The following is a 23,729-nucleotide window of genomic DNA, read 5'->3' as shown; positions in this document are numbered from 1 at the left end:
GAATAAATGACAATAGCAGTAATCGGTGCAATGGAGCAGGAAGTTGAATTATTACGCGGTGCTCTAAAAAATACACAAACAGAAACAATAGCAAACAGTGAATACACAACAGGTACATATGAAGGCAAAGAAGTCGTCCTGTTAAAAAGCGGTATCGGAAAAGTGAATGCGGCAATGTCTACGACGATCTTATTGGAAAAGTTTAATCCGAAAGTAGTCATCAATACAGGATCTGCAGGCGGTTTTGATGCAGCATTAAAAGTTGGGGATATCGTCATTTCGGATGAAGTACGTCATCACGATGTGGATGTTACTGCTTTTGGCTATGAAATCGGTCAAATGGCTGGGATGCCGGCAGCTTATAAATCGGACGAACAATTAATGGAAGTTGCGAAACAGGCAGTAAAAGAAGTGGGAGAGCATAATTACAGTGTAGGTCTCATTTGTTCAGGTGATGTCTTTATGAGCAACCCTGAGCGTGTCGAGGCAGTGCGAAAAGATTTCCCTACAATGAAGGCTGTGGAAATGGAAGCAGCGGCTGTAGCGCAAGTATGCCACCAATTCAATACACCGTTTGTTGTCATTCGTGCATTATCAGATATTGCTGGACAAGAATCAAGCATGTCATTCGATGAGTTTTTACCTGTTGCAGCAAAACACTCAACAGAAATCGTATTAAATGCCATTACGAAACTATAATTCGAATCAGCGTAGAAATGCCCAATCACATTAAAGGATTGGGCATTTTCTTTGTTGTATGTCAGAAATATATGCCTTTCAAATGGATTATTCTTTCTCGCCATGCTTAAACTGCTGGTAAAGCTTAATAAGGGCCCGTTTTTCGATGCGTGAAACATAGCTGCGTGAAATATTGAGCCTTTTGGCAATTTCTTTTTGGGTATGCGGGTCGAAATTTTGAAGTCCATAGCGGTAGGAAATGATTTCGAGCTCACGTGGATCTAATGTATCCAAATAGCGATACAGCTGGGCAAAATCCTCCTGCCGTTCAATTTTTTCGATTGTTGAAGGTTCGTCAAGCTGCAGTAAATCACGGATTTGAAGAGACTGCCCATCTTTATCGACACCAATCGGCTCAAATAACGAGACATCTTTTTGCACTTTTTTTTGTGCGCGAAGATGCATCAGAATTTCATTTTCGATACATCGGGCGGCATATGTGGCGAGACGGGTCTTTTTTTCTGGTGTAAAACTGCTTACGGCTTTCATAAGACCAATCGTGCCAATGGAAATATAGTCATCAAGTAAATCGTGTGAAGGATGAAATTTTTTTACGACGTGCGCAACGAGCCGCATATTTCGCTCGATTAATTCAACACGAGCGCTTTCATCCCCTTTTATAAAACGATTGATGACTTCTTCTTCTTCCTCGCGTGATAACGGTTTATAAAACGTCTGCCCTTTTAAATAGCCTAATAATGCGGGAAGCTCAAGCCAAAGTTGAACCAATGCTGTCACAAAACCGCTCAAGCAATTAACATCCTTTCATCTTTTCGACAGTATATGATGAATTTTGCACAGAAATGAAAAAAAGTGTAAGAGCGATATTTCTGCTCTTACACTTTTTTTAATGTAAAGGTACTTACCATCATTAGTGCCAGTACCGGGAAAAGAATTAAGTAAAACGTTTCAGATAACATATTTGTAAAGAAATAAGAAAAAGTCAGTAACGTACCCGCTGCTGTAATTGGCAGTCCTACGAAATATCCTGTTGAATCCATTACATTGAACCGAGCTAAACGTAACGCACCGGCAGCAATGAATAATACGGGCATCATCATACCTGTAAATCCTGCATTCATTAATGCCATTTCATACATTAACAGGGCAGGTGCTACACCGAAAGAAATAATATCCGCCATGGAATCAAGCTGTTTTCCTAATTCGGACTCCTGATTAAATCTACGGGCAACTTTACCATCATACCGATCTAAAAAAGCAGCGATAAAAATTAATAATACACTGTAGCTATGATACTCATTTAATGTTGCCATAATTGCAGCCCCACCAAATGACATATTAGTAATTGTAATTATATTTGCAGCATTTGCTTTTATCTTTTTAAACGTTGAATCAACTTTTTGAAGTAGAAACATTGGAAAACACTCCCTTGCACATCGGCTATATTCTATTATACTTGTTCTATTAAAAAAAGGTAATAGTTAATTCATATTAAGACCTATCTTTGTAAGGTCAGTCATTATATAATTTACTTTTATCCCGCATTTACGGATAGTAATTAATCTGCTTCAAAAGCTTAGCGGCAGAGCTTCAATACTTAATCAAAACCGGAGGACCTAGAATGAAGGAAAAATTATACCGGAATATGATAGAACTATCAAATGGTAAGATCTCTTCGAAAATTTTACAACAGATTGCACAATCCCGTTTAAGTAAAAATTTTATTCGCAGCTATAGTCAAATATACGGAATTAACATACAAGAAGTTTCAAAATCTCCAAAAGAATTTACTAGCCTGCATGATTTTTTTGTTCGCCAGTTGAAAGAAGAAGTACGGCCGGTAGATATTCGCACAAATATTTTTGCAAGCCCTGTTGATGCAAAAATAGAAGCATTCGGCAATATTGAAGAGCAGGAAATGTTTACTGTGAAAAATAAACCGTATTCTTTAATTGATTTAATGGGAAATGAAACACAGGCAAAGAGGTATAATAATGGCAAGTATATTGTTTTTTACTTGAGTCCTGCAGATTATCACCGTATCCATAGTCCGATTGATGGTGTTGTTAAGCGACAATATATACTTGGGCAAAAGTCTTATCCAGTTAACCAGATGGGCTTACAATATGGAAAAAAACCGATCAGTCATAATTATCGTATGATTAGCGAAATTAACTATGAAAAAGAGCATTATACAGCATTCATTAAAGTAGGAGCGACATTTGTGAATTCCATTGAACTTACAAACACGTCTACAGAGTGGAAAAAAGGGGAAGAAGTCGGCTATTTTGCGTTCGGCTCAACCGTTGTGATGTTATTTGAACAAAATACCATTGAATTTACCGAGAATGTAACAAATGGAGCGAAGATAAAAATGGGAGAAGCCTTTGCTACTATGGTATAATGAATAAATAAATTTTGAGTTAGGGGTTACGGCTTTGTACAACTTTTTATTACCAGATGAATTTATTCGCAGTGTGTATGAAATCACACCGGAAAAATTAAAGGATTTAGGCATTAAAGGGATCATAACAGATTTAGATAATACGCTTGTTGAATGGGACCGTGCTGATGCAACGGAAGAGCTTGTACAATGGTTTGAAATGATGCGTGAAGCAGGCATAAAAATTATCATTGCCTCAAACAATCATGAAGCACGGGTGCGCCAGTTTGCAGAACCGCATGGCATACCGTTTATTTTCCGTGCCAAAAAACCATTAGGTGCGGCATATTATGCGGCCCTTGTTCAGCTGCGTCTACGTCGCCATGAAGTTGCGATGCTGGGAGATCAGCTTTTAACGGATGTGATGGGTGCAAAACGTCAAAAACTTTATACGTTTTTAGTTCGTCCTGTTGCTGACTCTGATGGACTCGTTACAAAATTTAACCGTTTCGTCGAACGTCGTGTATACAACGATTTAAAGCGGAAAGGAAAGTATCCTTGGGAAGACTAAAAAGCGACCCGAGTTTTTTGCATGAATGTGCAATAGTAGTTAGGAGGAAATAGTGAATGAATGAAATGCCACAATGTATTGGCTGTGGAACAGTGATTCAAACTGAAGATAAAAATGGATTAGGGTATGCACCTGCATCCTCGCTTGAAAAGGAAATGATTATTTGTCAACGTTGTTTCCGTTTGAAAAACTATAATGAAATCCAACCTGTTAGCTTAACGGATGATGATTTTTTACGTATTTTAAACGGTCTTGGACAACAGCAAGGTCTAATCGTGAAAATCGTGGATATTTTCGATTTCAACGGCAGCTGGTTACCAGGTTTACACCGATTCGTTGGAAATAATCCTGTTCTTTTAGTAGCAAATAAAGCAGACCTTTTACCAAAATCGGTAAAAGAAAAGAAAGTGATCAACTGGTTAAAGCGTGAAGCAAAAGCACTTGGATTAAAGCCGGTTGATGTGAAGCTTGTTTCGGCACATAAAGGAATGGGCATGCAGGAAGTCGTTGAAGCAATTGAAGAATACCGTAATGGCAAAGATGTATATGTTGTAGGTTGTACAAATGTCGGTAAATCGACGTTTATTAACCGTATTATTAAGCAAGCTACAGGTGAAGGAGAAATTATTACAACTTCTCATTTCCCGGGAACTACACTTGATATGATTGGCATTCCGCTTGATGACGGATCATCTTTATATGATACACCCGGCATAATCAATCATCACCAAATGGCACACCATATTGATTCGAGTGAATTAAAATATATTATGCCGAAAAAAGAAATTAAACCAAAAGTGTATCAGCAAAACCCTGGACAAACATTATTTATCGGTGCTCTTGCCCGTTTTGATTTTATTCAAGGTGAGCGTTCGGCATTTACTGTACATGTTGCAAATGATTTACCGATCCACCGTACGAAGCTGGAACGTGCAGATCAGTTATATGAAGAACATAAAGGTGAGTTACTGGCACCACCAACGTCTAAGCATATTGATCAATTACCGCCTTTAGGGCGTCACGAGTTTTCGATCAAAGAACCGAAAACGGATGTAGTTATTTCAGGATTAGGCTGGATTACAGTACAGCATGCCAATGTTGTCGTAGCAGCTTACGCACCAAAAGGTGTAGAAGTATTCATTCGTCCATCACTGATTTAATAGAACGGTCTATTCACCTGATGTTAGATGAAATTTTTATTGATTTAAGTTAGTTGAATGAAATGTAGGGGAGGCGGGAAAATTCGTCTTCTTTATATAAAATTCCATTATTTCGCAGTGAATGAATGGCAGTAGGAAAGAGGGAAATGTTGATGAAAAAGTGGTTTGTAGTTATTGGGGATCCGATTGCACAGTCAAAATCTCCGGAAATGCATAATGCATGGTTTGAAGAAGCGAATGTAGATGCAACGTATATCCCGATCCACGTGAAACCCGAACATCTACAACAAGCTGTTGCATCATTTAAACTGTTAGGGACAAGCGGCTGGAATGTAACGATTCCCCATAAGCAAGCGATCATTCCGCTCCTGGATGAGCTTGACGAGCTTGCCGAAAAAATGGGAGCGGTCAATACGGTCGTGTGCACTGCAGAAGGTAAATTAAAGGGCTATAATACGGACGGTCCCGGTTTTGTGAAATCACTTGAGCATGTAATCGGTACAACGAAACGTGAGGCACCGGTATTGCTGATCGGAGCAGGTGGCGCAGCTCGCGGAATTGCATTTGCCCTTCAAATGGCAGGTTATACGAATATAACAATTGCCAATCGTACAGTTGAAAAAGCACAGCAGATTATTGAGGAGTTAAATGCCGGCCAAGCTGTTTCAATGCAAGAAGCAGAACAAAGCCTGGCGAATTATGAAATTTTTATTCAAACAACACCAGCCGGAATGACTACGGGCGACTTTGCATTACCATTTTCGCTTGAAAAGTTCCCGGCAGGCGCAATTGCTGCCGATATTGTGTATAATCCATTAATGACGCCATTTTTGCAAGCGGCTGAGCAAAAAGGGGCGACAATTGTCAATGGGTTAGGCATGTTCGTGCATCAGGGTGCGATTGCCTACGAACACTGGCTAGGTCATTATCCAAATACAAATGCAATGATTGCCCGTTTAACGGAGCAATTAGGAGGAAATTATGTTAACAGGTAAACAAAAACGTTTTTTACGTGCTGAGGCACATCACTTAGATCCAATTTTCCAAGTTGGGAAAGGTGGCGTAAATGATGCAATGATCGCTCAATTACGCGATGTATTGGAAGCACGCGAACTTATTAAAATACGCATTTTAGACAACTGTGAAGAAGACAAAAATGTCGTGGCGGAAGAACTGGCTGCCGGTACACGTGCCGAGCTTGTTCAACTGATCGGATTGACAGTTGTTTTATATAAAGAATCACGCAACAACAAAAAAATCGTATTACCAAAAGTAGCTACGAAATAAGGTGAAGTGTAATGAAGAAAGTTGGTCTTTTTGGCGGAACTTTTAATCCACCGCATATCGGACATTTAATGATGGCCAATGAAGTGTATGCAGCGCTTGGTTTGACGGAAGTCCGCTTTATGCCGAACGCAAAACCCCCGCATAAGGATTTGGCCCGCTCGGCAACAAATGCGCAGCGTCTGCGGATGGTTGAGCTGGCGATCGAGGACATTCCATATTTTCATGTGGAAACATATGAACTTGAGCGCGGAGGGGTATCCTATACATTCGATACAATGAAAGCATTGTGTGAAAGTGAACCGCAAACACAGTTTTATTTTATTATTGGCGGGGACATGATCGATTCCTTGCATACGTGGCACCGTATCGATGAGTTAATGGAACTTGTCACATTTGTAGGAGTGAAGCGCCCGGGCAGTGAAGCAAAATCTTCCTACGACGTGTGTATGGTGGAAGCTCCGCAAATTGACCTTTCTTCAACATATATTCGAAACCGACTACAGCAAACAGAGGCACCTTTACAGTTTTTACTGCCTGCTGCAGTTGAACAGTATATTCGAAAGGAAGGTTTGTATGGAACGTCAAACGATGCTGGCAGCGATTAAAGATCGAATGCCTGAAAAACGGTATATTCATACGGTTGGTGTAATGGAAACAGCAATCCGTTTAGCTCATCAATACGGTGAAAATCCACAAAAAGCAGAAATCGCGGCTATTTTTCATGATATCGCAAAATATGCGGATGTGGACTGGATGAAGCAAGTCGTGATCGAACAGCAGTTGGATACGCGTCTGCTTGACTGGAATGCAGAAATATTGCATGGTCCGGTTGGTGCCTGGATTGTCGAGACGGAGTTCCAAATCCATGATGAAGCCATTTTAAATGCAATTCGTTACCATACTACCGGACGTGCGAATATGACAACTTTTGAGAAAATTATTTATGTGGCAGATATGATTGAACCAAATCGTAAGTTTCAGGGTGTTGAGGAACTAAGAACATTGGCAGAACGCAGTTTAGAGGATGCATTCCGGGCATGTGTGACACATACGCTCAGTTTTTTAGTTTCGTCACAGCAGGCAATTTACCCTGTTTCAATTGAATGCTACAACAGCTTATTAAGAGAGGAATAACATACATGAATGAAACGTTATTAAATATTACGTACAAAGCAATCGATGACAAGCGAGGAGAGGATATCGTTGCATTAAATATGCAGGGAATTTCACTTTTAGCTGATTATTTCATCATTGCAGAAGGTAGCTCAGAGCGCCAAGTACAGGCAATTGCACGTGAAATTAAAGAAAAAGCAGAAGAAGCAGGCTACACAGTACGTAAGCTTGAAGGCTTTGATACTGCACGCTGGATTTTAGTCGATATGGGTGATGTTGTTGCACATATTTTCCATAAAGATGAGCGTGCCTATTACAACCTAGAGCGTTTATGGGGAGATGCACCACAATTAGACGCGCCACAAATGGACAATGAATAGTTATGAGCGTTTTGCGGAAGTTTATGATGAACTGATGACAGATATCCCGTACGCGGAATATGTGGAATGGATTCAGACATATGCACCTGCACAGAACTATAAAACTCTGCTCGATATTGGCTGTGGTACAGGAACGCTTGCACTAATGCTGCATAAATCGGGTTACACTGTTTCAGGTATCGACTTATCGGAAGACATGCTTGCCATTGCAAGTGCGCGTATGGAAGCCGAGAAGTTTTCAATGCCTCTATATGCAATGTCAATGGACGAGCTGGAAGGCTTCAGCGACTTGGATGTTGCCATCATTCCAATTGACTCGATCAACTATGTAAAAGAGCTGCACAATGTCGTGGAAACATTGAAACGGATATTTGACAGTCTTCGTGAAGGCGGACAGCTATTTTTTGATGTACACTCGTTATTTAAAATGGACGATATTTTTCTGGATGGTCCATTTACATATGACGACGGCGAAATTTCATATGTTTGGCATACAGAGCCCGGTGCAGAACCCCATTCTGTATACCATCAAATGACGTTTTTTGTTCTAACAGAAAGCGGTCTTTTTGAACGTTTTGATGAAGAACATTATCAGCGTACATTTGCGTATGAGCAATATGTGAAATGGCTGGAAGAAATCGGTTTTTCCCATGTTGAAGTGACGGCAGACTGGACGAAAACACAACCGAATGATGAAAGTGAACGAATTTTTATTCGGGCGGTAAAATAAAATAGCCGAAAAAGTAAGTTTCGGCAGTTTTGATGGAAATACCTTTTCATAAAGAAGCGGAATTTGTATAGTGGATGTAAGCTCCATATATAAAACCTTCTTTATGAAAGGGTGTTTTTTATTTGCAGCCATTTCTGGAGAAGTATAAAAAGCAACTCGCCATTCTGGGCGGAGTCGTTGCTGCAGTATTAATCTACTTGTTATTCCTCGATGATTCCCGGCACAGTGCTGCGATTGAAACAATTGATCAAATGACAATTCCTGCTATTGAAGAACCCACCACAAATCCTGAACCGGAAATCGAAAGTGAATATAGGCCATTAATGGTTGATGTAAAAGGAGCGGTAAAATATCCGGGTGTGTATACATTATCCGAAGAACAACGGGTTATCGATGCCGTTGAAGCTGCAGGAGGATACTCAGATGATGCCAATCCGGTGCTCATTAACCATGCCCAAAGGCTTCAAGATGAAATGGTCATCTATATACCTAAAACGGGTGAAGAGCCAGCAGAAGTAATGGAACAGGTGTTACAGGCATCCCCGTCAACCGGCTCAGGCAGTGGAAGTGCGTCCGGGAAGATTAATATAAATAATGCGATGGAAGCGGAATTGACCCAGCTACCGGGAATTGGTCCATCCAAAGCGGGTGCAATTATTCAGCATCGGTCCGAGCATGGGGATTTTCAAGTCATTGATGATTTAAAAAAAGTAACGGGAATCGGGGATAAAACATTTGAGCAGTTGAAGGACTTAATCGAGGTAAAATAAGCTGAAATTTCTGAACGAACTTACATTGCGAATGTCAGGAACTACGTATAAACTGATAGGTGACAAAACATTTGGGGGTTATCATATGGAGCGAATTACTTGGGATCAATTTTTTATGGCGCAAAGTCATTTACTCGCATTAAGAAGCACGTGCAGCCGTCTTGCGGTAGGAGCGACAATTGTACGGGAAAAGCGCATTATTGCCGGCGGATATAATGGGTCGATTTCAGGTGACGAACACTGTATCGAAGAAGGGTGCTACGTTGTGGACAACCATTGTGTCCGTACAGTGCACGCCGAAACGAATGCCTTACTGCAATGTGCAAAATATGGTACGCCATCAAATGGGGCGGATTTGTATGTCACACATTTCCCGTGCCTGCCATGCACGAAGACAATCATTCAGGCAGGCATCAAAAATGTATACTATGCAAAAGATTATAAAAATAATATGTACGCAATGGAACTGTTCAAAAAAGCGGATGTCCATGTGGCCCATATTCCATTTGATGAAGCGAAAATCGACTTTCTGCAAGATGAGAAGTTCGCATTAACCGCTGAAATGCTTGAAAAGCTACGTGAGTTAGGTGCAAGCCGTGATCAGTTGCTCCCATTAGAGGAGAAGATGCATGCTTTATTTGGTAAACTTGTTCAAGCATAACTGGATATTTTACGCCTTCTCGGTTTGTATCAGTGCACTTGCTGCATTTGAATCGGGAAGGCTACTTTTCCTGCTTGGGTTATTGTTGGTATTTAGTCTTTATAAGCGGCTGGCAAACATTCATCTGTTGGTTATTTTTATAGTTGGCATTGGAAGTTACAGCTATTTTTCCTATGAGGTCAATAAGCTTTCACTACCGGTTGAACTGCCAGCATTGTTGACATGGACCGACGAGTACAATATAGATGGGGTCATGCTAAGAGGGTTCATGGTCGATGAATCCGGCGATAAAGTATATGTCACCTATGAATTGAAAACCGAAAAGGAGAAACAACGCTTCGAGGCACAGCAGCTTGCTGGTACAAGTTTTATTGTAACCGGGGAGCAAGTATCCCCAGCATTCCCCGCACACCGCTACGGCTTTTCTATGGCCCGCTATTTGCAAAGTGAAAATGCAAGAGGAATCATCGAAATTCAACAGCTTCAATTTTTTCGGCAAAATAAAAACTTCATGCAGCCGATCTATGAACAGCGCTTTCGGTTAAAAAGGCATATTGAAGAAACTTTCCCCCCATCACTTGCAGCAGAGGCTCAAGCTCTTTTAATCGGTTTCCAGGAAAATGTCGATGAACAATTAAATCGCGCTTATCAAAAGCTTGGGATTACTCATTTATTCGCAATTTCGGGTTTGCATGTCGCACTTGTCTCGCTCCTGTTTTTTCAGTTAATGCTTCGCTTGGGAATACGTAGAGAAGTCGCTACAGTATTTTTGCTTATTTTATTGCCTTTATATGCAGTTTTAGCAGGAGGGGCGCCTTCTATTTGGCGCGCAGTAAGTGTCGTGGAATTAATCATGCTAGCACAGTATTTTCGCTGGAAAATACCGATGGACGATGCCCTGTCCCTCAGCTTTGTCGTTTTTGTATTAGTAGAGCCTGGAGCAGTTTTTCAAGTTGGCTTTCAGCTATCCTATTTGGCCACATACAGCTTAGTTTACTCCCGCCGTATTTTATCCCGCCACTCCAATTTTTGGTTACAATCCTTTTACATCACGTTCGTTTGCCAAATCCTCGTTTATCCTTTATTACTGTTCCACTTTTACGAAATCAGCCTCTCTTCTTTTATCGCCAATATTTTCTTCGTCCCTCTTTTCTCATTTCTCATTTTACCGATCAACCTATTCGCCCTTATGCTGACATTTTTGCCATTCCCGTTTGATTCCATTCTCTTTTTTATTTACGAGCCGCTGCGTACAGCGCTCACAAATTTCATTCTCTTCATTCAGCAGCCGATTGTCCAAATGTGGAATCCCGGTAAACCTTCAATAATGTGGCTTCTCTTTTTATATAGTTCGGTTTTTTTCACTTTTTATTTGCTTGACCGGCAAGCTCCGGTAAAGAAAATCATTTTTGCTTTAGTACTGCCTGCCTTTATATTTCATATACAGCCATTTTTGCAGAGTGATCTGAAAATTGCTTTTGTCAATGTCGGCCAAGGGGACTGCATTGTCATTGAATTGCCCCGAAGGAAATCGGTCATTGTCATCGATGCAGGAGGCTTATTAAGATTTGAACAGGAAAAATGGAAAGAGCGCAAAAGCCCTTTTGAAGTAGGTCGTCAAGTCGTCGTTCCCTATTTGAAAGGACGAGGTATTCAGACGATTGACACATTTGTGCTTTCACATGCGGATGCCGATCATGTAGAGGGGGCGGAAGAGGTGTTGCGGGAAGTGCTTGTAATAGAGGTGCATGTGACACCGGGATCGCTAAACAAGCCGGTTATGAACGATTTTTTGCATGAGCTGGAGAAAACAAGGACAAAACTAGTGGAGAAAATGGCTGGTCACAAATGGAAAATAGGAGAAACAACTTTTGAATATTTATGGCCGTTGGAAACCGAATATGAAGGTAATAACGATTCGCTCGTTCTATTCGTAAAGCATCAGGCATTACGGGCATTGTTTACAGGGGATTTGGAGCAGGAAGGTGAGCGCGAGCTGATTCGGCTTTATAACGGGAAATTACGTAATATCGATCTGTTGAAGGCGGGGCATCATGGCAGTAAAACATCGAGCATCGAGGAATTCCTAACAGTAACAAACTCTAAATTTGCCGTGTTTATGGCAGGGGAACATAACCGATACAATCATCCGCATATTGATGTCGTCAACCGCTTTGAGGAAAAAAATATCCCATACGCAATAACCGGATTAGAAGGCACGATAGAAATAACCATCTCAGAAAATCAAATGTACATTGAAAAATCGAATGCTCTTTTCGCGAAATGAAAAATGGAATGATTTCTCATTGAAGTAAGGAATCATTCCACTGCTAAGGAATTACAGACGTGTAGCTGCTTCTACGATCGTTGCAATAATAAACAATACGATGAAGAATCCGCCACCGATGGCGAAACCGTAACCGGCATCAGGAAAGTCATTGCTTTTCATCGCGCGGCCGCGGCCTTCAAACGGGTTTTCAGCTACATAGTTTGGATCTTGATGTCCTGCCATAAGTATCCCTCCTAATCTTCAATAATTATAGAATATTCTAACTGAAAATGCTATATGAAATGCTAATTATTCCTTTTATTGGTTTATTGTATCCTTGTGAAGTTCAATAAACTTCCATTTATTATTTTAATGCAGAGTGGCAGGATGATTCTTCTTCTTTGCTTATGGGGATGCGAAACTGAATCCCTCAATAACGTAAAAAATGATATACTTAGAACTATGAAAGTAAAGGAGGTTCCCAACATGATAACAAAAGTATGGCAAGATTTTAAAAAGGGGAATTTCGCACCGGTTTACTTGCTTGTAGGAGAAGAATCCTATTTTGTAGATGAAACAATTAAGCAGTTGAAGGCGGCTCTTCAAAAAAATGAAGAAGCGGAAGTCATGATCTTTGACTTAAATGAACAGCCGATTGATTATGTTATCGATGAAGCGGATACGATTCCGTTTTTCTCTGAACGTAAATTAATAATAGCCAAAAATGCATCATTTTTAAAAGCGACTGAAAAAGGCAAAGAAAAGATTGATCATAATTTGATGCGCCTTGAAAGCTGGCTGCAGCATCCTACAGATACAGCCATTACCATATTTATCGCACCCTACGAAAAGCTGGATGAGCGCAAAAAAGTAACGAAGCTCATGAAAGAAAAATGTACAGTAATCGCAGCGGAAACACCACAAAACAATGATTTGAATGTATGGATAAAAAACGAAGCAGGGCAGCACGGAAAAGCGATCACCGATGAAGCTGTCGGCAAACTGATTGAAATGGTCGGTCCGAATATGCTCCAGCTTCAGATGGAAATGGAAAAGATGGCCTTGTATTTAGGTGAAGACCATGAAATTACAAGAGAACTTGTGGAGGATCTAGTGGCGAAAACACTTGAGCATGATGCTTTTAAAATGCTGAATGCCTATTTGGACCACAATCAGCAAGAGGCTCTTAAAATCTATCATGATCTTTTACGTCAAAAGGAAGAACCGATTAAACTGGTTGGTCTTTTGGCAAATAATATTCGGACGATGACCAATATTTTCTATTTGCAAAAGAAAGGGTATCATCAGCAACAGATTGCAAAGCAGCTTAAAATACATCCATACAGGGTGCAGGTTATTTCAGGTCAAAGAAACCGCCCGTCCGACCAGCGTTTACTTCAAGCGCTCTATAGTCTGGCAGAAGTAGACCTGCAGCTAAAGACAACAGGTGGAAACCGTGAGCGCCATTTAGAGCTGTTTTTAATGAAGAAACTATAATATTTCGGGAAACAATGAAAAAAGCCAACTGTGCAGATGCACAGTTGGCTTTATAAGTTTACAATTAAGCTTTTTTCGCTAAACGAGACTTTTTACGAGAAGCCGCGTTTTTGTGAATAAGACCTTTAGAAGCAGCTTTATCTAATGCTTTAGAAGCAGCAACTACTAGTTCTTGTGCGTTTTCAGCACCTGTTGCGATCGCTTGCTCAGCTTTTTTAACTGTAGTACGCATAGCAGATTTTGCTTGTACGTTAGCAGCGTTAGCTTTTTCGTTAACTTTTACACGTTTGATAGCAGATTTAATGTTTGGCATTTCTTTCACCTCCTAGATTTAGGTACGAGATGAGTATTTTCTCACTTATTTCATGTGTCAATACAACAAAAATCATTCTACCAAAGGATTGAAGGAATTGCAATACATAAATGCAAAGAATATTTACTTGACAGTTTGAACAAACTGAATTGTGGAGGTGCATTATGAAAAAAATTGATTGGAATCGAACAGATTTAATTGATGAAACAGCAGAAGTCGTCCAACATCAGACAAAACAGCAAAAGGAAACATTGGAACATGAACGCGGTATTCACATGGAAGAATCCCAACAAAATCGTGTCAAAATCACAAAAGTTGAAGTGAATGCTACTGGGGAAGAAAGAATAAGTAAAAAGCAGGGGACATATATAACGTTGTCGATCCCTACACTAACCTCGGAAGACCGCCATGGCTTTGAGCAAATGCAGGAATCTTTGATCCACTACCTGCATGATTTGCACAAAGACATCAAGATTACGGCGGATTCAAAAATTTTAGTGATAGGTTTAGGGAACAAGACGATTACCCCTGATGCAATTGGTCCTTATACAATTGATGCGATGCATAAAAAACAATCGGAACTCGATTCACCGAAGTTCATTTTGTATGCACCTGGTGTTACAGGGCAAACAGGATTTGAAACAAGTGATTATATCCATGCATTGGCAGAAAAGATCAAACCTGCACTCGTAATTATCGTCGATGCGCTTGCAACAAGCGGAAGTGCACGTTTATGCCGGACAATCCAGCTTACAGATACAGGAATTCATCCAGGTGGAGGTGTCGGCAACCATCGCAAAGAAGTTTCCAAGGAAGTGCTCGGCGTCCCTGTAACAGCGATCGGAGTTCCGACAGTTGTGGAAGCACCGATTTTAATCGCTGATGCAATCGATGTAGCATTCAGATCCATTGCGGCTAAAATACAGGAAAGAGGTAAACCGTCCGGCAAGCTTTCTGTAACAAGCTGGACACCTGTTAACGAGGAAGTTGATTTAACGACAGTTGAGCCGATTTTCGGTCAGTGGGCAACATGGCCGACTGAAGACCGCAGACAATTATTTGAAGAAGTATTCAGTACCCATCCTGAGCGGTTAATGGTTACACCGAAAGAAGTCGACTTTTGGCTTAGTCAATATGCATTTTTACTAGGCGAAAGCTTGTTTACATGGCTTGAAGAAAAACAAAAAGCCGGTAATTGACCGGTTTTTTATTTTCTGAACAATAAAAACTAGTTATACGTTCTAAGTTTTACTCTTTTTCCATATTGTATTGGAGAAAGGGTGATGTGTTTGCGGAAACTAAAACGCTTCTCATTATTGTTCTTATTTTTATTTTCACTGCCTATCATTATTGGGCAATTCCCTTTTCCAAATAATGAAATGACTACACAAAAAAGTAAAAGTGAACGTCCCCACGTTGTTTATGCGGCGACAGAACCAATTGTCACGGTACCTGAAGAAGAGAAACCGGCAGTTGATCCATTCGATGTACTGTTGATGTTCACACATTCACACGAGTCCTATAAGCCGATCGTCAAAAAGACAAAAGGGATGCAGGCAGTTTATGATGAAGAAATGAATATCTTTTCACTACAGGAAATGATGCAGCATTATCTTGAATTAAACGATTTAACACCGCATATTGTAGACTTTGATGTTATGACCGAAATGAAACAGGTTGATGCAACATTTCACCAAGCGTACAAAGTGGCACGACCTGTATTGGCCGAGTATTTGGAAGGAAGCGAATATGATCTTGTAATCGATTTCCATCGGGATTCAGCCCCTAAAAAAGTAACGACACTTACGGCAAATAATGAGCAATATGCAAAAATTGCTTTCGTAGTCGGCGCGGAACATCCGGCATATGAAGCGAATCTAGCTTATGCAACAATGCTAAGTGAGCAAGTGAATCGTATTTTACCTGGAGTTTCAAGAGGAATTATTAAAAAGTCCGGTACTGGTGTTGACGGTGTCTATAATCAGGATCTTGCAACAAATGTATTGCTGATTGAATTTGGCGGTATTGACAACACGGAAGAAGAGCTTCAGCGAACAATGGCGATTTTAGCTCAGGCGATTCGGGTTGCTTTTGTTGAATCGGCAGCTTAAGTATTATTTGATTTACTAATAGCAGGCGGGGAGTGTAAGAGATGTTAAGCTACGATACCCGCTCGAATATGTAAAACCGCATTTCGCAAAAGTTTGATGCGAAATGCGGTTTTCCTATTGCAGGTGAAGGTTCGCTGTTGTCGTTTCACTACAATTCATAGTATAATTTAAAATACGTTATGCCTCTATTGTTCCATTACTTCAAATTATGGAGAATAGAGGCTGTATTTTAGTAGAAAAGTAAATGGATGAATAACCTACATATGTAGTGACACCAAACCCTAAAGGGGCTCAGGTGTTTTTTCTAATTAGGAGAGGAATTATACATGAACCGAGAACAACGTTTAAAACGACAAGAAAATATCCGAAATTTCTCGATTATTGCACATATCGACCACGGGAAATCAACACTTGCTGACCGTTTATTGGAAAAGACGCAAACTGTTACACAACGAGAAATGAAGTCACAGCTGCTGGATTCGATGGATCTGGAGCGTGAGCGCGGAATTACAATTAAATTAAATGCCGTACAATTGAAATATAATGCTAAAAATGGCGAGATCTATACTTTCCATCTGATCGACACACCGGGTCACGTCGATTTCACATATGAAGTATCACGTTCATTAGCAGCATGTGAAGGTGCCATTTTAGTAGTCGATGCTGCACAGGGAATTGAAGCGCAAACGCTGGCTAACGTATATTTGGCACTGGACAATGACCTTGAAATTTTACCGGTTATCAACAAAATCGACTTGCCTGCAGCAGACCCGGAACGTGTCCGCGGAGAAGTGGAAGACGTAATTGGATTGGATGCTTCAGAAGCAGTACTTGCATCTGCAAAAGCAGGGATTGGGATAGAGGATATTTTGGAACAGATCGTTGAAAAAGTACCTGCCCCACAAGGTGATCCCGATGCCCCATTACAAGCATTAATTTTCGACTCTGTTTATGATGCATATAAAGGTGTCATCATCTCAATTCGTATCGTAAATGGTACTGTTAAAGCCGGAGATAAAATTAAAATGATGGCAACAGGTGCAGAATTTGAAGTAATCGAAGTAGGGGTTCATACACCGAAATCGATACCACAAGCTGAATTGACAGTAGGTGATGTTGGTTATTTAACAGCATCAATCAAAAATGTTCAGGACACACGTGTAGGTGATACAGTAACTTACGCAGGTACCCGTGCTGCAACAGAACCGCTTCCAGGTTACCGTAAATTAAACCCTATGGTATATTGCGGTCTCTATCCAATTGACACAGCCAAATACAACGATTTACGTGAAGCACTCGAAAAACTGGAATTAAACGACTCTGCATTACAATATGAGGCCGAAACTTCACAGGCATTAGGCTTCGGTTTCCGATGCGGATTCTTAGGGCTATTGCATATGGAGATTATTCAGGAACGTATTGAGCGCGAGTTTAACATTGATCTAATCACGACTGCCCCTTCTGTAATTTATGAGGTGACAAAAACAGATGGCTCTGTATTAAAAGTTGATAACCCATCAATGATGCCGGATCCGCAAAAAATCGACCGTATTGAAGAACCGTACGTAAAAGCGACAATAATGGTACCGAACGATTATGTAGGTGCTGTCATGGAGCTTTGCCAGAAAAAACGCGGCAACTTCTCAGGGATGGATTACATCGATGACACACGTGTGAAAATCGTTTATGAGATGCCTTTAGCAGAAATTGTATATGACTTCTTTGATTTCCTGAAATCAAACACAAAAGGCTATGCGTCATTCGATTATGAATTAATCGGATACCAGCCTTCTAAGTTAAGCAAGATGGATATTTTATTGAACGGTGAACAAGTCGATGCGTTAAGCTTCATCGTACACAAAGACTTTGCATATGAACGCGGAAAAGTTATTGTAGAAAAACTAAAAGAGCTGATTCCACGTCAACAATTCGAAGTACCGGTGCAGGCAGCGATCGGTCAAAAAATCATTGCCCGCTCGACTATTAAATCAATGGGTAAAAACGTACTTGCAAAATGTTACGGTGGTGACATTTCACGTAAACGTAAATTACTTGAAAAGCAAAAAGCCGGTAAAAAACGAATGAAACAAGTAGGTTCGGTAGAGGTTCCACAAGAAGCATTCATGGCCGTACTGAAAATGGATGATAGTAAATAGTATTTGTAAAAGGCAGATAGAGCAATCTTTCTGCCTTTTATTTTTAGACGTTAGTTTACTGAAATGTTTTTAAAAATGAGGTAGAAAATATGACCGATATTTTAAATTTTTTGCATTATAAAAATGAAAAACTGGAAAGTGAATTGAAGAAATTATTTGAACGTGCCAACTCTCCGGGAAGCCGGGTAGATGCACTGCTGGAAAACAAAGCTGTGCAACTGGAGGACCACAAGCTGTTTTTGGCGTTTTTAGCTTATTTAGCGCAGCAAAATATTGAAGCGAGAGGATTGTTTCAAGACGTTCTGCGCCTGCCGAAGCATCAATTTGAATTGAAATATAAGATGAACTGGGCACAGGTAATCAAATTGAGTGTCACATTTTTTACAATTTTGCGCGATAATGACCTGAATAGTTACAAACAATTTATCGACTAGCTTGTAACAACCGGCAACAGTTCGCTATAATGATGAAATGAGTTAAGGGAATAAATGATAGGGGGGCAAGTAGTCGATGAATGAAGAACAACGACTAGCTAGTCAGCAGATTAAACAACCTAAGGAAGAAAAAGACTATAGTAAATATTTCGAGAAAGTATTTACGGCTCCTTCACTAAAAGACGCGAAAAAACGCGGTAAAGAAGAAGTGAAATATCACAAAGATTTTGATATCGAAGAAAAGTATTTAGGAATGGGACAAGATCGTAAGTTTTATATTCGAACATACGGCTGTCAAATGAATGAGCACGATACTGAAGTAATGGCTGGTATTTTCATGCAGCTTGGCTATACACCGACTGAAATGATCGAAGAAGCGGATGTCGTTTTACTAAACACATGCGCAATCCGTGAAAATGCGGAAAATAAAGTATTCGGTGAGCTGGGCTTCCTGTTAAAATATAAACGTAAAAATCCGGAAATGCTGATCGGTGTTTGCGGATGTATGTCGCAAGAAGAATCTGTCGTGAACAAAATATTAAAACAGTATCAGCATGTTGATATGGTGTTTGGGACACATAATATTCACCGATTACCGAATATTTTACACGATGCATATATGTCGAAGGAAATGGTTGTCGAAGTTTGGTCAAAAGAAGGCGATGTCATCGAAAACCTTCCGAAAAAACGGATTGGCTCGATTAAAGCATGGGTGAATATCATGTACGGCTGCGACAAATTCTGTACATACTGCATTGTACCTTACACACGAGGCAAGGAACGTTCACGCCGTCCGGAAGAGATCATTCAGGAAGTGCGTGAATTGGCTGCACAAGGCTATAAAGAAATTATGCTTTTAGGCCAAAATGTCAATGCATATGGTAAGGACTTTGATGATATCGAATACCGACTTGGCGATTTAATGGATGAACTCCGTAAAATCGATATTCCGCGTATACGGTTTACGACAAGTCATCCGCGCGACTTTGATGATCATTTAATCGAAGTATTGGCAAAAGGCGGTAATCTCGTCGATCATATCCATTTACCGGTACAGTCAGGTTCAAATGAAATTTTAAAAATTATGGCACGTAAATATACACGTGAGCACTTCCTGCAATTAGTCGATAAGATTAAAGCGGCCATCCCGGGTGTAACATTGACGACAGATATCATTGTAGGCTATCCGAATGAAACAGAAGAGCAATTTCAGGAAACGCTTGATTTGTATCGTAACGTCGGTTTTGATATGGCGTTCACGTATATTTATTCGCCTCGTGAAGGGACACCGGCTGCTAAAATGGTCGATAATGTAACAGAGGAAGAAAAGAAAGACCGTCTGCACCGTTTAAATGCGGTTGTCGGAGAGTATTCTGCAAAAGCGCTCAAAGATCTGGAAGGTCAAACAGTAGAAGTTTTAGTTGAAGGCAGCAGTAAAAGACGCGATGATGTGTTAGCTGGCTATACGCGCAAAAACCGTCTTGTTAACTTTAAGGCAGATCCAAAATATATTGGAAAGCTTGTAAATGTAAAAATTTTAGAAGCAAAATCTTACTCATTAATGGGTGAGTTTGTAGAAGAAGTGACAAAAGAGGGGGAGTTCGTAAGATGACAACAAAATTGTATACAAAAGATGAGATTGTAGAAAAAGCAAAAGAAATTGCCCATATGATTGCGAATACCGAAGAAGTGGAATTTTTCAAAAAAGCGGAAGAACAAATTAATGAAAATCAATTTGTCCGCGAAAAGATCGCCTCATTAAAAGCGTTGCAAAAGCAGGCAGTTAACTTCCAGCACTTAGGAAAAGAAAAAGCGCTTAAAATGATTGAAGGCAAAATTACGGGAATTGAAACAGAAATCGACGAATTACCAGTCGTACAACAGTTTAAACAATCACAGACTGAAGTAAATGAACTGTTACAATTAGTATCAAATGCCATTGCGAATAATGTCACAGATGAAGTCATTGCTTCTACAGGCGGCGATGTACTAAAAGGCGAAACCGGTTCAAAAGTGCGTAATAGTACACCTGGCTCATGTTCTTAACATAATTTTAAAAGATATCCCTCGTGGATATCTTTTTTTATAGATTCAATATTCTAAAATTTTAACAATAAGTGCCAATGATAATGTCGATATCCCTACTATGTTTTGTTATAATTTAAGTTAGATAGAACTATGCAGGAAGGACTTTACCTATGAACGAATTTGACAATATAAGTGTAAGTGACGAAGGAATGTATAGTTGGTTATGTCAGATGGCCCGGCAGATTGATGCGGCAGTAGCAATTATTAACCCGCTTAAAAATTATACAATTGACTTTGTAAACCAGAACTTTATACAAACAACAGGATATAAGGAAGATGATGTAATCGGGGCAACACTTTCATTACTACAGGGACCTCTTACTGACATGTTAAATGAGAATTCGATTCAGGAAAGTATTGAAAACGGACTTACTGTTAAAACATCCTCCTTTCATTACAGAAAAGATGGGTATGCATTTTGGAACGAAGTCCGGCATTTACCAATGTTCAACCAGCAGGGGGTACTCCAATATTGTGTCATCATAATGAAGGATGTCACAGACACCATGAATATTGAATCGTTGATTGAGCTGGAACGTGAAGTCTACTTTAGTCTGGAAACAGGACACCCGATTGAAAATGTATTACGTAATATTTGCAGGTCGGTTGAAGTAACTTTCGGAAAGAAATGCCATTGCTCCATCGTCCTTGTTGATGAGAATGACCGGATGATCAATATTTACGGTGAAATGTGGAAAGATTTGAAGAAGCTCGAAGAAAAAGTTTTATTAATGGATATGGAAGACAAAAGAAAAGTAAATAAACCGCTCATCATAAAAGATTTAGGGGAATCGATCTATTATGATGCATTTCGGCCAATAATTGAAAAATACCGTTTAGTTTCGATGTGGAGTCAGCCAATTTTAAACCCGGAAGGAAAAAAGATCGGATTATTTACAATGTACTTTGAGCAACGGGCAGAACCAAAAACGATTGAAATAAAATTTATGAACCGGATCGCACCGATTGTTACACTTGCACTAAAATATTTTGATCAGAAATGTGCAATTCGCCGTCTTGCTTTTCAGGATGTGGCTTCCGGATTAAATAACTATGAGCGCTTCAAGATTATTTTAAAGGATTTTGCCTCAGAACATGCGAGAGGACATTTATATATTATTGAACCGGGAGAATATCAAAATATAATTGACTTATATGGCCGCCAGGGCGGGGATGAATTACTGCGTCAGCTTGCGGACCGAATTCAGAATATCTCGACATTCAAGGACTCGATCATTGCGAGGTACACACATTCGGCGATTATTGTGGCGACACGTTTGTCTTTACGGAAAATGAATATTCCGCCTGTTGAAGCAGACAAGGTTTTATCAGAGCCGTATTATATAGATGGAAAAGAAGTTTACCTGACATTAAAAATAGGAACATCGTCTTTTAGTCCCCATATTCACTACATAGAAGCAATCCGCCAGGCGGATAATGCGTTATCAAGCGCCCTTAAAGTAACTGGCACTGTTATTAAAAACTTCAAAATGAGTTTAGTCGAGTCGGTCGAACAAGAAATGAATGTACTGGCCCAATTTGCGCGCGGTCTAAAAAATAGCGAGTTTTTCCCGGTACTCCAGCCGAAAGTGAACTTGGTGACAGGAGAGATCGAAAGTTTTGAAGCACTGGCACGCTGGAATTCGGCGGATTTAGGTGTTGTCTCGCCGGCACTATTTATTCCGGTTGCAGAAAATACCGGAAATATTGATAAAGTTGATCTCGAAATTTTCAAAAAGGTGCTGCATTGGCAAAAACAACGTTCTGATGCCGGATTGAAATTGTATCAAGTATCAATTAATATTTCACCGAGCCATTTTTATAATCCGGCATTTGTGGAAAGTTCCATTGCTCATATAAAAAACTATGAAATAGATCCTAAATTTATAAAATTTGAAATAACAGAAAGTGTCGAACTTGAAGATATCTTAAGGGCTAAAAAAATAATCGATGAATTGCACCAGTTTGGTATTGAAACATCGATTGATGATTTTGGTGTTGGTTATTCATCGCTCAGTTATTTGCAGGAACTGCCGTTTAAAGAAATTAAAATCGATAAAAGTTTTGTCGATAATTTAGCGAATCCCCGAATGAATGCAGTCATTAAAACCATTATTCAGCTTTCGGATAACTTGAATATGGTATCGGTAGCAGAAGGCATTGAAACGGAAGAACAACATCTTGAGCTGAAGCGATTAGGCTGTCAGATAGGGCAAGGGTATTATTTTTATAAACCGATGCCAATTGAAAAAATCAATGAACTGCTGAATAGCCAGTTGAAAATTTCTTTCAGTAAGTGAAACTCTAAGTGAAATAAAAACATGGGCTAAACAACAAAGCACTGTGTAGGCCATATCCCGCTTCCTGATTCACCGGCATTGTGATACTTTTGAGCAAGGCAATAGTAAAAGCGCTACTACACTAAAGGTTTGTAGTAGTTTTTTCTTTTCTAAAAACTCATTTCACCCTTTAGGCACCTGCCGCATACAATAAGTCGAGCAGTTGAAGAAAGGAGAGATGTTCGGTGAAGCGTTTACGTCAAATTGTGACGAAAGCAGTTATTGCGAAAGGGAAGAAGCGTACCGAATGTGTAGAAACGCTCTGTCCACCGAATGCGCCAACGAGCATATTAGGTTGTTGGGTAATTAATCATCAATACCAGGCGAAGCGTAATGGTAAATTTGTTGAGGTGACAGGGAAGTTCGATGTGAACGTTTGGTACGCATATAACAATCATTCAAAAACGGCAGTGCATACAGAGACAATTTCCTATAAGGATCGTGTCAAACTGTCATTCCGCGATGGAGAAGAAGTTGATTCAAACGACGTAAAAGTCCGTGTTTTACAAGCGCCGAATTGTATTGAGGCAGTGATTACAAAGCAAGGCGACAAAATTCAGGTAACGGTCGAGCGTGAGTTTTTAGTGGAGATCATTGGGGAAACGACAATTGTCATTAATGTACACCCGCTGGATTTTGAAGATGAATGGTCATTTGAAGAAAGTTCACAGCAGCCATCCAGCAGTTCTTCATCATCGTCATCTTCATCGTCCGACTCCGGGGGCAAAGATTTTGGCAAAGATTATGATTCCTCATCATTTTCGTAAA

At 40.0% G+C, this 23,729-nt stretch carries 26 protein-coding genes; 22 read left to right on the top strand and 4 right to left on the bottom strand.

Translation table 11 applies throughout. From position 1 onward, the window contains the following. Positions 1–6: 6 nt before the first annotated feature. Positions 7–699: a 5'-methylthioadenosine/S-adenosylhomocysteine nucleosidase gene (gene mtnN, locus MKZ25_RS12500; protein WP_340801789.1), complete on the top strand. Its 693-nt coding sequence runs from the start codon at positions 7–9 to the stop codon at positions 697–699. A gap of 87 nt (positions 700–786) precedes the next feature. Here mtnN and sigK read toward each other — a convergent pair whose 3' ends face one another. Further along, positions 787–1,488 (bottom strand): RNA polymerase sporulation sigma factor SigK, encoded by a 702-nt coding sequence (gene sigK / locus MKZ25_RS12495; protein WP_079527948.1) that lies wholly within the window; start codon positions 1,486–1,488, stop codon positions 787–789. An 86-nt stretch (positions 1,489–1,574) separates the two neighbouring features. Continuing rightward, entirely contained in the window at positions 1,575–2,114 is a 540-nt protein-coding gene (pssA, locus tag MKZ25_RS12490) for a CDP-diacylglycerol--serine O-phosphatidyltransferase (RefSeq protein WP_340801788.1), read from the bottom strand. 206 nt (positions 2,115–2,320) lie between these two features. Here pssA and MKZ25_RS12485 point away from each other — a divergent pair, with 206 nt between their 5' ends. The 12 genes from MKZ25_RS12485 (at position 2,321) to MKZ25_RS12430 (ending at position 12,041) form a co-directional block, all read left to right on the top strand. Continuing rightward, the gene (locus MKZ25_RS12485; protein WP_340801787.1) at positions 2,321–3,103 is read left to right on the top strand and encodes a phosphatidylserine decarboxylase; all 783 of its coding nucleotides are present in this window, start codon (positions 2,321–2,323) and stop codon (positions 3,101–3,103) included. Between the two features lie 34 nt (positions 3,104–3,137). Next, positions 3,138–3,653 (top strand): YqeG family HAD IIIA-type phosphatase, encoded by a 516-nt coding sequence (locus tag MKZ25_RS12480; protein WP_008407628.1) that lies wholly within the window; start codon positions 3,138–3,140, stop codon positions 3,651–3,653. 56 nt (positions 3,654–3,709) lie between these two features. Then, positions 3,710–4,813: a ribosome biogenesis GTPase YqeH gene (gene yqeH / locus MKZ25_RS12475; RefSeq protein WP_340801786.1), complete on the top strand. Its 1,104-nt coding sequence runs from the start codon at positions 3,710–3,712 to the stop codon at positions 4,811–4,813. Positions 4,814–4,965: 152 nt separating this feature from the next. After that, positions 4,966–5,808, top strand: coding sequence for a shikimate dehydrogenase (gene aroE / locus MKZ25_RS12470; protein WP_340801785.1), 843 nt, complete (start codon positions 4,966–4,968; stop codon positions 5,806–5,808). Continuing rightward, complete coding sequence (gene yhbY, locus MKZ25_RS12465; protein ID WP_340801784.1) at positions 5,795–6,100, top strand: ribosome assembly RNA-binding protein YhbY; 306 nt, start codon at positions 5,795–5,797, stop codon at positions 6,098–6,100. The genes aroE and yhbY overlap by 14 nt, the downstream gene beginning before the upstream one ends. A gap of 11 nt (positions 6,101–6,111) precedes the next feature. Beyond that, complete coding sequence (locus tag MKZ25_RS12460; RefSeq protein ID WP_340801783.1) at positions 6,112–6,705, top strand: nicotinate-nucleotide adenylyltransferase; 594 nt, start codon at positions 6,112–6,114, stop codon at positions 6,703–6,705. Beyond that, on the top strand, positions 6,674–7,234 hold the full coding sequence (gene yqeK / locus MKZ25_RS12455; protein ID WP_340801782.1) for a bis(5'-nucleosyl)-tetraphosphatase (symmetrical) YqeK: 561 nt from the start codon (positions 6,674–6,676) through the stop codon (positions 7,232–7,234). The genes MKZ25_RS12460 and yqeK overlap by 32 nt, the downstream gene beginning before the upstream one ends. Before the next feature lie 5 nt (positions 7,235–7,239). After that, positions 7,240–7,593 (top strand): ribosome silencing factor, encoded by a 354-nt coding sequence (rsfS, locus tag MKZ25_RS12450; protein WP_008407622.1) that lies wholly within the window; start codon positions 7,240–7,242, stop codon positions 7,591–7,593. After that, positions 7,586–8,323 carry a class I SAM-dependent DNA methyltransferase gene (locus tag MKZ25_RS12445; protein WP_340801781.1) on the top strand — a complete coding sequence of 246 codons (738 nt, stop codon included), beginning with the start codon at positions 7,586–7,588 and terminating at the stop codon, positions 8,321–8,323. Before rsfS ends, MKZ25_RS12445 begins: the two co-directional genes overlap by 8 nt. A 122-nt stretch (positions 8,324–8,445) precedes the next feature. Beyond that, complete coding sequence (locus MKZ25_RS12440) at positions 8,446–9,093, top strand: helix-hairpin-helix domain-containing protein (protein WP_340801780.1); 648 nt, start codon at positions 8,446–8,448, stop codon at positions 9,091–9,093. Between the two features lie 85 nt (positions 9,094–9,178). Beyond that, a complete protein-coding gene (locus MKZ25_RS12435) occupies positions 9,179–9,754 on the top strand; it encodes a ComE operon protein 2 (RefSeq protein WP_079527928.1) in 576 nt (191 codons plus the stop codon). After that, the gene (locus tag MKZ25_RS12430; RefSeq protein WP_340801779.1) at positions 9,723–12,041 is read left to right on the top strand and encodes a DNA internalization-related competence protein ComEC/Rec2; all 2,319 of its coding nucleotides are present in this window, start codon (positions 9,723–9,725) and stop codon (positions 12,039–12,041) included. The genes MKZ25_RS12435 and MKZ25_RS12430 overlap by 32 nt, the downstream gene beginning before the upstream one ends. A gap of 51 nt (positions 12,042–12,092) precedes the next feature. On the opposite strand, the gene MKZ25_RS12425 is transcribed toward MKZ25_RS12430, so the two are convergent. Continuing rightward, positions 12,093–12,266: a YqzM family protein gene (locus tag MKZ25_RS12425; protein WP_079527924.1), complete on the bottom strand. Its 174-nt coding sequence runs from the start codon at positions 12,264–12,266 to the stop codon at positions 12,093–12,095. Between the two features lie 243 nt (positions 12,267–12,509). Between MKZ25_RS12425 and holA the strand changes: the two genes are divergently transcribed. Continuing rightward, a complete protein-coding gene (holA, locus tag MKZ25_RS12420; RefSeq protein ID WP_340801778.1) occupies positions 12,510–13,520 on the top strand; it encodes a DNA polymerase III subunit delta in 1,011 nt (336 codons plus the stop codon). A 64-nt stretch (positions 13,521–13,584) separates the two neighbouring features. On the opposite strand, the gene rpsT is transcribed toward holA, so the two are convergent. After that, complete coding sequence (gene rpsT / locus MKZ25_RS12415; RefSeq protein ID WP_251686766.1) at positions 13,585–13,833, bottom strand: 30S ribosomal protein S20; 249 nt, start codon at positions 13,831–13,833, stop codon at positions 13,585–13,587. Between the two features lie 164 nt (positions 13,834–13,997). Between rpsT and gpr the strand changes: the two genes are divergently transcribed. From gpr to cotE, 8 genes are all read left to right on the top strand, one after another. Then, positions 13,998–15,032: a GPR endopeptidase gene (gpr, locus tag MKZ25_RS12410; protein WP_340801776.1), complete on the top strand. Its 1,035-nt coding sequence runs from the start codon at positions 13,998–14,000 to the stop codon at positions 15,030–15,032. Between the two features lie 84 nt (positions 15,033–15,116). Beyond that, positions 15,117–15,944, top strand: coding sequence for a stage II sporulation protein P (spoIIP, locus tag MKZ25_RS12405; protein ID WP_340801775.1), 828 nt, complete (start codon positions 15,117–15,119; stop codon positions 15,942–15,944). 326 nt (positions 15,945–16,270) lie between these two features. Next, a complete protein-coding gene (lepA, locus tag MKZ25_RS12400; protein ID WP_340801774.1) occupies positions 16,271–18,100 on the top strand; it encodes a translation elongation factor 4 in 1,830 nt (609 codons plus the stop codon). A gap of 89 nt (positions 18,101–18,189) precedes the next feature. Then, positions 18,190–18,534, top strand: coding sequence for a hypothetical protein (locus MKZ25_RS12395; protein ID WP_340801773.1), 345 nt, complete (start codon positions 18,190–18,192; stop codon positions 18,532–18,534). 76 nt (positions 18,535–18,610) lie between these two features. Beyond that, positions 18,611–20,146: a tRNA (N6-isopentenyl adenosine(37)-C2)-methylthiotransferase MiaB gene (miaB, locus tag MKZ25_RS12390; RefSeq protein WP_340801772.1), complete on the top strand. Its 1,536-nt coding sequence runs from the start codon at positions 18,611–18,613 to the stop codon at positions 20,144–20,146. After that, positions 20,143–20,580, top strand: a complete 438-nt coding sequence (locus MKZ25_RS12385; protein ID WP_087615997.1) for a RicAFT regulatory complex protein RicA family protein — start codon at positions 20,143–20,145, stop codon at positions 20,578–20,580. Before miaB ends, MKZ25_RS12385 begins: the two co-directional genes overlap by 4 nt. A gap of 152 nt (positions 20,581–20,732) precedes the next feature. Further along, positions 20,733–22,922: a bifunctional diguanylate cyclase/phosphodiesterase gene (locus tag MKZ25_RS12380; RefSeq protein ID WP_340801771.1), complete on the top strand. Its 2,190-nt coding sequence runs from the start codon at positions 20,733–20,735 to the stop codon at positions 22,920–22,922. Between the two features lie 224 nt (positions 22,923–23,146). Further along, complete coding sequence (cotE, locus tag MKZ25_RS12375) at positions 23,147–23,728, top strand: outer spore coat protein CotE (RefSeq protein ID WP_340801770.1); 582 nt, start codon at positions 23,147–23,149, stop codon at positions 23,726–23,728. The last annotated feature ends 1 nt before the right edge of the window (position 23,729 follow it).

The organism is Solibacillus sp. FSL W7-1464, from assembly GCF_038004425.1.
Lineage (GTDB): Bacteria > Bacillota > Bacilli > Bacillales_A > Planococcaceae > Solibacillus.
The sequence above is the reverse complement of the archived record's forward strand: the minus strand, read 5'-3'. Positions and strand labels throughout refer to the sequence as shown.

What these genes read in the sequence shown, in the direction of transcription:
- gpr (WP_340801776.1), top strand. Translation starts at nt 13,998, where the DNA reads ATGAAAAAAATTGATTGGAATCGAACAGATTTAATTGATGAAACAGCA.
- MKZ25_RS12435 (WP_079527928.1), top strand. Translation starts at nt 9,179, where the DNA reads ATGGAGCGAATTACTTGGGATCAATTTTTTATGGCGCAAAGTCATTTA.
- MKZ25_RS12430 (WP_340801779.1), top strand. Translation starts at nt 9,723, where the DNA reads ATGCTTTATTTGGTAAACTTGTTCAAGCATAACTGGATATTTTACGCC.
- MKZ25_RS12380 (WP_340801771.1), top strand. Translation starts at nt 20,733, where the DNA reads ATGAACGAATTTGACAATATAAGTGTAAGTGACGAAGGAATGTATAGT.
- spoIIP (WP_340801775.1), top strand. Translation starts at nt 15,117, where the DNA reads ATGTGTTTGCGGAAACTAAAACGCTTCTCATTATTGTTCTTATTTTTA.
- MKZ25_RS12395 (WP_340801773.1), top strand. Translation starts at nt 18,190, where the DNA reads ATGACCGATATTTTAAATTTTTTGCATTATAAAAATGAAAAACTGGAA.
- lepA (WP_340801774.1), top strand. Translation starts at nt 16,271, where the DNA reads ATGAACCGAGAACAACGTTTAAAACGACAAGAAAATATCCGAAATTTC.
- yhbY (WP_340801784.1), top strand. Translation starts at nt 5,795, where the DNA reads ATGTTAACAGGTAAACAAAAACGTTTTTTACGTGCTGAGGCACATCAC.
- miaB (WP_340801772.1), top strand. Translation starts at nt 18,611, where the DNA reads ATGAATGAAGAACAACGACTAGCTAGTCAGCAGATTAAACAACCTAAG.
- MKZ25_RS12385 (WP_087615997.1), top strand. Translation starts at nt 20,143, where the DNA reads ATGACAACAAAATTGTATACAAAAGATGAGATTGTAGAAAAAGCAAAA.
- MKZ25_RS12485 (WP_340801787.1), top strand. Translation starts at nt 2,321, where the DNA reads ATGAAGGAAAAATTATACCGGAATATGATAGAACTATCAAATGGTAAG.
- aroE (WP_340801785.1), top strand. Translation starts at nt 4,966, where the DNA reads ATGAAAAAGTGGTTTGTAGTTATTGGGGATCCGATTGCACAGTCAAAA.
- MKZ25_RS12460 (WP_340801783.1), top strand. Translation starts at nt 6,112, where the DNA reads ATGAAGAAAGTTGGTCTTTTTGGCGGAACTTTTAATCCACCGCATATC.
- holA (WP_340801778.1), top strand. Translation starts at nt 12,510, where the DNA reads ATGATAACAAAAGTATGGCAAGATTTTAAAAAGGGGAATTTCGCACCG.
- rsfS (WP_008407622.1), top strand. Translation starts at nt 7,240, where the DNA reads ATGAATGAAACGTTATTAAATATTACGTACAAAGCAATCGATGACAAG.
- MKZ25_RS12445 (WP_340801781.1), top strand. Translation starts at nt 7,586, where the DNA reads ATGAATAGTTATGAGCGTTTTGCGGAAGTTTATGATGAACTGATGACA.
- MKZ25_RS12425 (WP_079527924.1), bottom strand. Translation starts at nt 12,266, where the DNA reads ATGGCAGGACATCAAGATCCAAACTATGTAGCTGAAAACCCGTTTGAA.
- rpsT (WP_251686766.1), bottom strand. Translation starts at nt 13,833, where the DNA reads ATGCCAAACATTAAATCTGCTATCAAACGTGTAAAAGTTAACGAAAAA.
- mtnN (WP_340801789.1), top strand. Translation starts at nt 7, where the DNA reads ATGACAATAGCAGTAATCGGTGCAATGGAGCAGGAAGTTGAATTATTA.
- pssA (WP_340801788.1), bottom strand. Translation starts at nt 2,114, where the DNA reads ATGTTTCTACTTCAAAAAGTTGATTCAACGTTTAAAAAGATAAAAGCA.
- yqeK (WP_340801782.1), top strand. Translation starts at nt 6,674, where the DNA reads ATGGAACGTCAAACGATGCTGGCAGCGATTAAAGATCGAATGCCTGAA.
- yqeH (WP_340801786.1), top strand. Translation starts at nt 3,710, where the DNA reads ATGAATGAAATGCCACAATGTATTGGCTGTGGAACAGTGATTCAAACT.